This window comes from Thalassolituus sp. (genome assembly GCF_984348125.1).
This window is the reverse complement of record NZ_CFHJLR010000012.1, coordinates 54362-66403: the sequence shown is the minus strand read 5'-3', so window position 1 is coordinate 66403 and position 12042 is coordinate 54362. Positions and strand designations below refer to the sequence as shown.

General features: G+C 52.6%; 7 protein-coding genes. 2 read left to right on the top strand and 5 right to left on the bottom strand.

What is annotated here, in order from left to right; all coding sequences use genetic code 11:
- Positions 1-15: 15 nt before the first annotated feature.
- From AC5E51_RS10095 to AC5E51_RS10075, 5 genes are all read right to left on the bottom strand, one after another.
- Positions 16-1146: a DUF11 domain-containing protein gene (locus AC5E51_RS10095; RefSeq protein WP_301180012.1), complete on the bottom strand. Its 1131-nt coding sequence runs from the start codon at positions 1144-1146 to the stop codon at positions 16-18.
- A 20-nt stretch (positions 1147-1166) separates the two neighbouring features.
- Positions 1167-1625, bottom strand: coding sequence for a hypothetical protein (locus AC5E51_RS10090; protein ID WP_301378141.1), 459 nt, complete (start codon positions 1623-1625; stop codon positions 1167-1169).
- Positions 1626-1639: 14 nt separating this feature from the next.
- Positions 1640-2620, bottom strand: a complete 981-nt coding sequence (locus AC5E51_RS10085; RefSeq protein WP_301180011.1) for a hypothetical protein — start codon at positions 2618-2620, stop codon at positions 1640-1642.
- A gap of 10 nt (positions 2621-2630) precedes the next feature.
- Complete coding sequence (locus AC5E51_RS10080; protein WP_301180010.1) at positions 2631-7403, bottom strand: hypothetical protein; 4773 nt, start codon at positions 7401-7403, stop codon at positions 2631-2633.
- Positions 7404-7816: 413 nt separating this feature from the next.
- Positions 7817-8929: a DcaP family trimeric outer membrane transporter gene (locus AC5E51_RS10075; RefSeq protein WP_301378139.1), complete on the bottom strand. Its 1113-nt coding sequence runs from the start codon at positions 8927-8929 to the stop codon at positions 7817-7819.
- A gap of 358 nt (positions 8930-9287) precedes the next feature.
- Between AC5E51_RS10075 and acs the strand changes: the two genes are divergently transcribed.
- Positions 9288-11252 carry an acetate--CoA ligase gene (gene acs, locus AC5E51_RS10070; protein WP_068435137.1) on the top strand — a complete coding sequence of 655 codons (1965 nt, stop codon included), beginning with the start codon at positions 9288-9290 and terminating at the stop codon, positions 11250-11252.
- Between the two features lie 85 nt (positions 11253-11337).
- On the top strand, positions 11338-12021 hold the full coding sequence (locus AC5E51_RS10065) for a response regulator (protein WP_301378138.1): 684 nt from the start codon (positions 11338-11340) through the stop codon (positions 12019-12021).
- Positions 12022-12042: the final 21 nt, after the last annotated feature.

The following is a 12042-nucleotide window of genomic DNA, read 5'->3' as shown; positions in this document are numbered from 1 at the left end:
TGGTTAACCATCGTTTCAGTCAATCGTTACCTGGAAGGTAATGACGTTGGTTTCCTGATTCGCAGGGTCAGCATCGCCATCGACGGTGCCCAGATTCACGGTGACTGTGTCGGTACCAGCGTCGTAGCTTGCAATTGCCGCATCGACAGCAACCGGGGTCGTTGCACCGTCCATTGCGACCAGCAGGCTGTCTGCTACGTAGGTGGTATCAGCAGGAATCGCATCGGTAACGACCACATTGGTCGCATCCGCGGTACCTGTGTTTGTCAGAGTGATGGTGTACTCAACTACAGCGCCAGGAATGGCTTTTGGATTATCCGTGCCGTTCAGAGGATCACTGATGATTGCCGATGTTTTGGTCAGGTTGCCCAGCCCCTCAAGGTTCGGGAATACCAGAAGCAGCACATCGGTGAGTATTTCCTGGTTGTCAGCGTCGGTGTCGGCGTAGACCACTTCGATGCTGGTCGCACCGTTGGCGATCGCTGCGTCGTCTTCAGAACCGTTGGTCGGATCGTTGTCGCCAGTATCCAGCTGATATGTCGTTCCGTCGATGGTTGAAGCGACACCGTTGACCGTGACTGTGGTCAGAGCGACATCTTTGTCTGCGCCATCGATTTCCGCCTTCGGTACTGTGATAAATACAGTAATTGTCTCGTCGGCTAGCACTTCTGCCGTCGGGCCGGTGAGCAGGGTATCGGCGGCGTCAAGGACTCCGGGTGTTCCATTTACAGGATCATCAACGTAGTAACTGTATGTCGTACCGGTATCGATGTTATCCGTGTAAGTGGTGCCATTAACGTCAAGAGTCGTGCCTGTTTCGTTGCCAGCAGCCACAGTGAACGACGTTGGCGAGTTACCATCGTTGGTAATCTGAACCGCAGCAATGGTTACGTTGTCAGCCTCAAGAGAGGTCTGATTGGGTTCTGTGGTCAGCAGACGCGTCAGGGCATAGTCGACTTTGATGTCGACGTTGAAAACGTCCTGAGCCTCAACAGCATCCTGATCTACTCCATTTATCTGGTAGTTCAGAATGGCCGTGTTAGTGACCTCGGTCCCGGCAGCAGTTCCGGCGGCGTGAACCTGAAACGACATTGTACTGAGTGTTGCCAGTACAACGGGGCTGATCAGTTTTACGTGCTTATTCATATTTCACCTCCAGCCTGGGATTACTTAACCCGGACCTGAAATTCGACAAAGCCAGTTGCAGACGGCGCTAAAGGCGCATCAACAATCCAGCGAATACTTTGGATATCTTTCGCACCGGCAGGGCGGATTTCGCCGTTTTCCAATACGTTCAGCTCACTCACAGGAGCAAACTGAGAACCATCCACCGACAGGGTGATGGAGGTACCTGCGCCGTTGGCACTGTTCATGATGTAAACAGTGTTTTCCGGCACAGGGTTCTTGATGGTGACGCCACTGACCGGCTCGCTTCCGGTGTTGACGTACGTGATGCGGTAGCCGACTTTGTCGCCAGGAGCGATTTTGTCGGCTTCCAGCCACTCTTCAGCCACGCTTCCGTCGTCCTGGGTAGCCATCACCACCTTATAGGGCTGTGATTCCAGGCTGACTGTGGCAAATGCCGACAAAGGCAGGAGCAGGAGTAATGTGGTCAGTAAGCGCATATGTCACCTCAATATCAGTTGATTTCAGCCTGAAGGCGGATTTCTACCGTTGTGTTTTCAGTCAGAGTGCCCAGGGTTACTGACACGTCAGAACCTGCAACGTCGACTTCGTCGTCACCGGCAAGGTCAGTTTTTGCTGCACCGTCGATCGTTACGGAATCGGCTACCAGCGTCATAGACAGTGGAATGGAGTCAGCCACGACCAGGTTGTTAACGTCGCCGTTTACCGCAGTTGCAGTAATCAGGTAAGTAACGATGGTGCCTGGGATGTCAGTCGTGCCACCGAATGGGTCAACGCGGCTCTCAATAGATTTATCCAGATCGATGTAGGCATCAGTGATCAGAGTGCCAACCACGAAGGTACCTGTGTCTGTATCGGTAACCGCAGTACCAACCACAGCGCCTGCTGGAGTGTTGGTGCCCTGACCTGGCAGCAGAGTACCCGGAGCAGCGGTTGCAGCGCCCGGCGTTGCTGATGTCGCAGTCAGTTCAAGTTCAGCTTGCTGGCCAGTCGCCGCAGTACCTGGGATGTTACCCACGATAAATACGGTGGCTGACTCGTCAGCGTCCAGTACCAGGTCAGCAGTGACTACCTGATCGCCAGTGTTGAACACGCCGTCGTTGTTGCTGTCGAGGTAAACAGTCACGCTTTCAGCGTCAAAGTCATCACCAGCCAGGTTGGCTGCTGTCAGGGTGAAGGCTTCGGTACCGTTACCTGTGTTGGTGACGGTAAACTCCAGCACCTGATTCGCACCGCCCGGCTGAGTTTCTACCGGTACTGTGTTTTCGGCTGTGACGTTAACGTTAATCAGCTCGGCAACAGTGATATCTGGTGCTGTTGCTGATGTGCTGCCAGGGTTGCCCGTTGCCGGGTCATCAAAGGTAGCGGTTGCGGTGTTGGTAATGATTGAACCTGCATCTGTACCTGCAGCCCAGGTTGCCGTAGAGGCAGCCAGGCCCGCAGTCAGCAGGGCGATTTTACTGATGGTCTTCATAGGGATCTCCTTAGTTGACCTTTACTTGATAAAAAATGCTGAATTCAGGACTGCCGTCTTCGTCCGTACCCGGCATAGAGCCTCCGAGACGGATTCGGATATCTGTTATCAGCGGATCGAAACCTTCGGCATCCGGCGTTGGCTGGTAGTCAAACGTCGTGCCGTTGTTGTTTGAGAACTCGATGTCGTCTGCAGTCGATGTCAGGTTTTCAAAATTCAGGGTCAGGGTGCTGGCGGTCGCGCCTTCTGTCAGAGTGATGGGGCTGACACTGGCGTCAGTACCAACGAAGAAAGCCGTGTCAGCCGGTAAGCTGTCAGTAATGGTGACTGTATCTGTGTCGGCGGTACCCTCACCTGTGTTAGTCACCGCCAGTTCATACTCAATCAGAGCGCCTGGAATGGCCTTAGGGTTGGCACTGCCGTTAATCGGGTCACTGGTTACCTGAAGCGATTTATTCATGGTCAGCTGCGCCGGTTGAAGCAGAGGGACGGTTACCGTCCGTACGTTAAATACGGTGCCTTCGTAGCCTTCATCAGCCCTGACGGTGAACAACCAGTCGCCGCTCTGAGCGTCGGATGCTGTGGTGTAGGGGTACTCAACTGTCACGGTTGATGGCGTGGTATTCACCGAGGACATCACAGCCAGGCTGACGGGAACCTCACCACTGGCAGCATTAATGGTCAGGCGGGTATTCGTAACGTCGTAGGCTCCAAAGGGGTCAGTGACATCTGCACGGACAAAATATGCGGTTCCAGGATTGATTGAACTGACAGGGCTGCCATCTGGGTAGGCCTGATCGTATAGCTCAACAAGATCGACACTGATCACTGTGTTAGAGGTCAGTGCCACCAATGAAATAACGCCATTATCAGAGCTGTAGACCCTGAGGTTGCGGTACTGAGGGAAGTCTGCAGAACCGCCAACCCGGCTCTGGGTGACAGCCAGACGCAGGGCATCCCCAGCGAGTAAAGGCTGGTTGCTGGAGACGGCCATATCAAACTGGAAGGTCCGCACAGAATCACTTGAGACAGTATTCGCTGCCGTCAGCAGACTCACCTGTTGGGTATCTGACGCAATGGTTGTTGAAGACCCGTTGCTTACTCTGATCAGAGAGACGGTTACGTTGTGCTGATATTCGTTGTTATTGCCCTGGCCTGCCGTCAGGTTGTTCTCGAGGCGCAATGTCACCGGAATAGGGCTGGAGTAATCCAGTTCCACATCGGTCTGGAGTGCCGGAGTCAGGGTCCATTGAACCGTCTGCTGATCATTCACTACCTGAAAACCGCCTGACGTATCGGCAATCCGGGTCAGGGTACTGTCGGGTTGCAGGTACAGGGGCTTATTACCGCTGTTGCCGAGGGCATTGTTGATAGTGACTGTGGGCGAGGTCATCGGATAATTGACCGCCGGATTACCCACAGTCGCGACGTTGGTAATGGTCTCACCGTCTTGCGCCCCGGCGGAAATAACAGCGTCAACGACAACATTCACTGTTGCCCCGGCAGGAATCGTCAGGTTACTGATCTCGACGATGCCAGTGCTATTGTCACCAGCAGGTGCAGGCTGACTGTTATTGATTGAACCACCTGGACGGCTGAACACACTGAATGAGGATATCAGCGCTGGCATCGGGTCGGTCAGAGTCACAGCGGTCGCGTTGAAGTTACTGCTGTTCGACAGACTCATGGTATAGCGCAGGGTGTCTCCGGGCAGGACCTGACCACCATTGAGATCGAGCACGCTTTTGACTGATGAGGACAGGTTCGCGTCCTGCAGCTGAACAGTAAGATCATTGGTATTGTTGGCCAGGCGGTTGTCGAAGTTCACGCCTTCAAGGCTGGCATTGCCACTGATCTGGCTTTGTGTGGTCGCCGACGTATCAAAAATAACGGTCAGGGGCGGTGCTTGATTACCGACAGGGATAATCTGATTGTAGGTACACAGCAGCTCACTGCCGCTGACTGAACAGTTCCAGTCAGTACCTGAGTAACTATCGAGCGTCAGGCCGTCATTCAGTGGGATGCGGATGACACTTCCCTGAGGCGCGTCCAAAGGACCATTGTTTGACGCGGTGAAGGTATAGATTGCATCGGCTCCGCGGGATATGCGGGCAGGTGCGCTGGTATCCAGTATGAGGTCGGAGACAGGTTCATTCGGTACACTGATGATTTCTGCAGTAAGAAAAACCAGATCCTGACCGGAAGAGTAGGTGGTTGTTACTGAGGTGTTACCCGGCGTTAGATATTGTCCTACCTGAAAGTCATCAATATCGACGCCCGGCGAGTTACCTTTGATATTCGAGAACGAATTAAACTGATTATTCGTTGGATTACCTCCATCGGTGAGGCTATTGCCCTCGAATACCAGAGCCTCATTCTGACCATTGAAGCTTTGTGAATTGCTATCGTCGCCTTCCCAGGTGATGTGCGCGTGTTTCGCGCCGAGAGATTGGGCGTTCTGCGAAATAATAAAATTATCGGGGGCTAATGTAATCGACTGCCCACGGAACGAGCGGAAGCCATCGTAGAGGTTAACCACACGTAGCGGCTCACTGGCATTTTCATAGATAATCAGAAGTGCCCAGCCACCGTATGCTGTCGCATAATCGCAGTAAGGGGTCTGTGCTCGCGTGAAATTTACACCACTGACTGTGTATGTGCCCGAGCCGTTGACCAAGCCGGTGACATTAGCGCGCGAACTATAGTAAATGGAATTAAAGCTTTGCCCCTGTTGTCCAGGGATGACGTAAGACTGCTCGTACGTATAGCCCGCAGTGACCTGAGCGCCATTCAACGTAGCCGTGTTGTCGGCGTTACCCGAACCGGACCAATACAGGTAAGCAGCTTCGACGTTGCTTCCCGCGGGAAGTGTAATGGAATCGCTTGACGAGGCCAGGGGAGTCTGACATCCATTCGTACCCTGACGGAAATGGCCACCTAATAACTCGTAATTCAGATTGCCCGCGAGGCTGTCCCGCAGAAGGATTTCGCCATTGCTCAGGCTCTGCGAGGCCACCGTAATGGGTGGAGCGGCGATTTGCGTATCGGAAGAACCCGAGCTAACCACTGCTATATTGGAGATTACAGCACCCTGTGGCGCACTGGCCGAGACCGTCGCATCTATAACAATTTCTTCGCTGCCGTTGGCGGCAACCGACATATTATTGATGACCACAACGCCAGTGCCATTAGCCCCCGCCGTCGCTGGCTGGCTGTTGTTAACACTGCCCGCAGGCTGGCGGATAACATTAAAGCCGTTTATGTACTGCGGCATATTGTCGGTGAGCGTCACGTTGTTGGCGTTGAAGCTGCTGTTGTTGATGAGGTCAATGGTGAAACGGAGAGTGTCACCGGGGTAGAGCTGACCACCATTGAGATCGATGACGCTTTTTACAGACGCAGAAAAATCCGCATCCTGAATATCGATGCTGACCGCGTCTGTGTTATCGAACAGGTTGTTGTCAAAATTGACGCCGCTGACTGTGGCTTCCGTCGTGACGCTGCTGGCGGTACTGCCTGAGGTCGACAGCAGCATGGAAAGCGGTGGCGTTGTGGTATTAATGGTCAGAGGTGAGTTATAGGTACATGTCACTTCTGAGGTGTTTGCGGAGCAACCCCAGTTCGTACCTTCGGCACTGACGAAGCTGGTCTCAGAGCCCAGGGGAATGGTGACGACGCTTCCAGCAGGCTCATTACTCGGCCCCTGGTTTGTTACTGATAAGCTGTAGGTAATATCAGAGCCACGGGATACGAGGGTATCGAAGCTCTGAATATCGACCGCCAGATCGCTGACAGCTTCATTCGGGATACTGATGATTTCGGCGCTGAGGAAAACCCTGTCCTGACCAGAGGAATACGTTGTGGTGACGCTGGTCTGGCCTGCCTGCAGGAAATTACCAATCTGATAAACATCAAGGTCTACCCCTGATGTGTTCGAGCTGGTGCTATTGGAGTACGAGTTAAACTGATTGCCCGCGGGATTGCCCGTACCAGTCAGGTTGCTGCCGTTGAAGATCAGAGCTTCGGACACACCGTTGAGTGTCTGAGAGTTCCCTGTGTCACCTTCCCAGGTGATATGGCCGTGGCGACCTTGTTTCAGTGAAGGATTGTCAGAGACGATAAAGTTGCTTGGGGTAAGAGTAATTGATCTACCCCAGTAATCGCGGAAGCCGTCAAACAGGTTGACCACCCGCAGAGGCTCATTGGTATTCTCATACACCACCAACAACGCCCAGCCGCCATAGACATTGGCGACATCACAGTATGGCTGGCTGGTATCGAAGGTCAGACCGCTAACACTATAGATACCAGAACCATTGATTCGATTACTGACATCCGCGCGGGCACTGAAGTAGTTACGGTTTTCAACAACCAGACTGTAGGAGACACCCGCATTTACTGTGGCGCCGTTCAGAGACACTGTATTGTCGGCCTGGCCTGAACCCGACCAGTAAAGATACGCGGCACGAATGGTACTACCAGCCGGAATCTGTAACGCGGCGCTGGAGGATTGCAACGCCTGGCATTGGTTGAATGAGCTGCCGTCTCTCAGAGAGGCCCCGGTCAGAGCAAAGGCAATGTTGCCTGCATAGCTTTTATACAGCTCTATCTCTTTCGCATGGGAGAGGGCGCTGAAGAAAAGTAACTGAATCGTGATAACGCAGAAAACCAGAGCGGATATCCATCGGCTCTGGTTATGGTTGGCACAAGACACCCGCCCGCAAATACTAGCAGGTAGAGCCAGATTCAAATGATTACTTCCCCAAGCAATATTATGCGTCACGCACTCGCCGATGACTGCACACCGGTTAAATTGCGTCACAAATCGAAATTTTGCGTAATATTAAGGCCGGTAATGTTACGCGTCAATTAACTGATAAAGTGTTAATTAAATGAGAAATATACGTAAAAACAGTTAGTTGGCGAAGATCTCTACAACTGAGTGGTAGCTATGTTGTAATTCTGACAGTTTGGGTCTTATTGTTGCGTAAATCATCCTAATAACGGCGAGGAACTCACATTAAGATCGCTCTGTCGGGATTGGCCACTCCGGAGAACTGTTTGTCAGGTGAGTGTAAATCAGCAATATCGGGGGGGGTTTCCTGCCAGTGGTATCCGGCAAGGAGACTGGGTGTAACATAATGTAAAAAGCCCGGCACTTGCCGGGCTTTCGTTTTTCTGGGGTATTCCGACGAATCAGAAGGCGTATTTAGTGGTAAAGTAAAGACGGTTCATACTGGCTTCGTCGCCACCTTCACGTTCTACGGTGGCTGTACTGAATTCCGCGCCGTAGGTCAGTTTCGCAACGGGGGAGCGCATGACATTTACGCGTACACTGGATGCGTCTGTAACAGGAGCACTGGTAAAGGTTGCATCATCATCATAGTCTGCGGACAGCATGCCGTAGATCAGACTTGAGCGCCATTCGCTGTTCCAGTGGTGACGGTAGGAAATAAATGCAGCGGTTGTTTCACTGGCTTCGAGGTCGTCGCCTACCAGAGAGGCATCCGCGACGGCACCCAAGCCAACGTAACGGCCAACACCGCTACCAGCGGTTGCGCTGAATTTCAGATCGTCTTTACCGATCATTACTTTACCGGACAGATTGACGCCATAACCGATAGTTGTGGTGTCGTCGTCTTCAAGAGCACCGTCGTAGGTTAGTTGACGCACCAGAGCAGCAGCTACGAGATCAGCGTTGCCCGCTTTGATTTTGTAGCTGGCAGTGATATCCGGAATCATGCCGTTGTCACCGCTATCGCCGGCACCGGTTGTCTGCGGGTTTTCCAGAGCAATCGCGAGGTCGCCCATGGTATAGCGCACCTGAGATTGGCGGATAAATACGGTGGATTCACTTGGGCCAATAAAGTCAGCAGACTCAGGGAGAGCGCCCACATTCATAAAGTTTGACCAGGTTTGACCGACGAGTAAGCCGTCGTATTTGATAAAGGCATGGCGCAGGCGTGGACCGTAGGAATTCGAAACGACCTCGTTACCGCCCGCACCTTCAAAATCCAGCTCGATAAATGTCGTGACGGATTTGTCGTTGCCGACGTCCGTGACAGTTTTGAAGTTGAAACGCGACGTTCGGGCTGTCAGATCAAGCTCTGTCGTGTCTGGCTCGACTCCAGGCTGGATGGTAGACGGAACATAAAATTCCCTGCCCAGTCCGTCATTCACGTTGCCATCGGAATATGAACTCAGCATGGCATCCATTTTAATGAAACCGCCGAAGCTGAACTCGGTGTTAGCAGCATTCACAGCCATGGGTAGTGCTGCGGCCATCAGAATTAAGGGTGTTTTGCGCATGCTTACTCTCCTGATTATTGTTTGAGCAATTTCACTATGGTGCACAAAATCTGTGCAGCGGAATTAGCCAATAGTCGAAGCCACTTAAGTCGAAGGCATATATACGGTCACCAGCAAGTCTGGCCTGAAAGAGAGAACTGCTTTGGGGAATGGGTGCTTTTGTTGTCTCTTGTGACTTAACTGACTAGTCTGTGAGTAAGTAGAAATGAAGACCTGAAGTCTCAGAACGGGGCGGGCAGTTGATTATCCGGGCAAACCATCGCTAGACCATCGTCTAATTCAGGTGTGGCGCAGGATTGCAGACACTGAAACCAATCGGAAGCCGTGACAGGGCCGTGTTTTCACAGGAGAAATAATAATGAGTGATCAGCCAAAGGCGAATGAAAAGATTTACAGCGTGAAACCAGAATACGCCGACAGCGCCTGGATCAACAATGAAAAGTACCTGGAAATGTACCAGCAGTCAGTGGTGAACCCAGAGGGCTTCTGGCGCGATCAGGCTAACGACCGTATCGACTGGATCAAACCTTTCAGTAAAGTCCGCAACGTATCGTTTGATGATCACAACGTGGATATCCGCTGGTTTGAGGACGGTACACTCAACGCGGCTGCCAACTGCCTGGATCGCCACCTGGAAACCCGTGGAGACCAGACCGCTATTATCTGGGAAGGCGACAACCCAGAAGAAGATCGCACTATTACCTATCGCGAACTGCATGACGAAGTATCCCGTTTCGGTAACGCACTGAGAAGTCAGGGTGTGCGCAAAGGTGACGTCGTATGCATCTACATGCCGATGATTCCCGAAGCGGCCGTCGCCATGTTGGCGTGTGCCCGTATCGGCGCCATTCATTCGGTCGTCTTTGGCGGTTTTTCGCCGGATGCACTGGCAGGGCGTATTGAAGACAGTAATGCCAAAATCGTGATCACCGCAGACGAAGGTGTCCGCGCTGGCCGGGCCGTTGCTCTGAAAGCTAACGTAGACGAAGCCTTAACTCACCCAAGCATTCGTTCACTGGAAAAGGTCATTGTTGTTAAGCGGACCGGAGGTGACATTGCATGGCATGATGCGCGCGATGTCTGGTACGAAGATCTGGTTAAGATTGCCTCTCCAAATTGCCCAGCTGAAGAGATGGGTGCAGAAGATCCGTTATTTATTCTCTATACCTCGGGCTCGACCGGTAAGCCGAAGGGAGTACTGCACACTACAGGCGGTTACATGGTCTGGGCGTCAATTACGCACGAGTATGTATTTGATTATCACGATGGTGATGTGTACTGGTGTACTGCAGACGTAGGCTGGATTACCGGGCATACGTACCTGCTGTATGGTCCGCTCGCTAACGGTGGTATCACCGTAATGATGGAGAGTGTACCGAATTATCCGACCAGCGCACGTATGTCGCAGATCGTTGATAAGCATAAGGTCAATATTCTTTATACCGCTCCGACAGCGATTCGTTCGCTGATGGCTGAAGGTACAGCTCCAGTAGAGGGTACCAGCCGGTCTTCTCTGCGTCTGCTTGGTTCGGTCGGTGAGCCGATCAACCCTGAAGCCTGGGAGTGGTACTACAAAACCATTGGTGACGAGCGTTGCCCAATTGTTGATACCTGGTGGCAGACGGAAACTGGCGGCATCATGATCACGCCATTACCGGGTGCGACCGATATGAAGCCGGGCTCGGCAACCCGTCCGTTCTTTGGGGTTCAACCAGCGCTGGTGGACAACTCGGGTATGATTCTCGAAGGTGCTACCGACGGTAATCTGGTGATGGTTGATAGCTGGCCGGGCCAGTCACGCAGTGTTTATGGTGATCATGAGCGCTTCGTGCAGACATACTTCTCTACTTTCCGCGGTATGTATTTCACCGGTGATGGCGCACGTCGCGATGCCGATGGTTACTACTGGATTACTGGACGGGTCGATGATGTTCTCAATGTATCCGGACACCGCATGGGCACCGCAGAAATTGAAAGTGCGATGGTTGCTCACAGCAAGGTCGCAGAGGCTGCGGTTGTGGGTTATCCGCACGACATTAAAGGGCAGGGCATCTACGTTTACGTAACGTTAAATGCGGGCGAAGAAGCCTCAGACGAGCTGGCAAAAGAGCTGCGTGACTGGGTGCGATCAGAGATCGGGCCGGTGGCGACCCCTGATTTAATTCAGATCACGCCGGGGCTGCCTAAGACTCGCTCAGGTAAGATCATGCGCCGGATTCTTCGCAAGATCGCCGCCAACGAGCATGATGCCTTGGGGGACACTTCCACACTCGCTGATCCAACGGTGGTTGATACTTTGATTGATCAGCGGTTAAATCGCTGAGGTCGGCCTGAAAGGAATACCGGACAAACTGTCCGGTTTTCTGTATCTGGCCCATAATAAAAATAAATCTTTGCCGGAGTTAGCTATGCAACTAGCGCAAAAGATCATTGTTGCAGATGATCATCCTCTGTTCCGTACTGCGTTACAGCAGGCTGTCAGCCAGATAGCACCAGATGCTGAGATCGTTCAGGCTGAGTCCTTGCCGGAGCTTCAGACCGTGGTTGAAGGCCATGCAGATACAGACCTGATTCTTCTGGACCTCAATATGCCTGGGGCGCACGGTTATTCGGGTCTGGTATTCCTTCGTTCTCATTACCCTGAGATACCGGTGATGGTTGTGTCTGCCTGTGAAGACCCTGCCGTTATGTGTCAGGCGATTGATCACGAAGCATCGGGGTACATCGCTAAGTCTTCGTCGCTGGAAGAGATCTCTGCTGCTATAGGTGAGGTGCTCAAAGGGGATATTTATCTACCCAAGCAAGCCCGGCAGCATCAGCATGCACCAGACACAGTATCTATGGATCTGGCGCAAAAACTGGCAAGCCTGACGCCCCAGCAGTTCAGGGTGCTGACAATGATGTCGGAAGGTATGTTGAATAAGCAGATCGCCTATGACCTGGAAGTCAGTGAAGCGACGATTAAGGCGCACGTCACGGCAATATTTCGCAAGCTGGGCGTACGCACCCGGACTCAGGCGGTGATTGCTGTACAGACGCTCGACATAGAACGTAATGACCTGGCATCAGATCCGGTTGGTGAGGCCGAGTAAGGCCTCTATGTCTGTCTGCCG

What these genes read in the sequence shown, in the direction of transcription:
- AC5E51_RS10095 (WP_301180012.1), bottom strand. Translation starts at nt 1,146, where the DNA reads ATGAATAAGCACGTAAAACTGATCAGCCCCGTTGTACTGGCAACACTC.
- AC5E51_RS10090 (WP_301378141.1), bottom strand. Translation starts at nt 1,625, where the DNA reads ATGCGCTTACTGACCACATTACTCCTGCTCCTGCCTTTGTCGGCATTT.
- AC5E51_RS10085 (WP_301180011.1), bottom strand. Translation starts at nt 2,620, where the DNA reads ATGAAGACCATCAGTAAAATCGCCCTGCTGACTGCGGGCCTGGCTGCC.
- AC5E51_RS10075 (WP_301378139.1), bottom strand. Translation starts at nt 8,929, where the DNA reads ATGCGCAAAACACCCTTAATTCTGATGGCCGCAGCACTACCCATGGCT.
- acs (WP_068435137.1), top strand. Translation starts at nt 9,288, where the DNA reads ATGAGTGATCAGCCAAAGGCGAATGAAAAGATTTACAGCGTGAAACCA.
- AC5E51_RS10065 (WP_301378138.1), top strand. Translation starts at nt 11,338, where the DNA reads ATGCAACTAGCGCAAAAGATCATTGTTGCAGATGATCATCCTCTGTTC.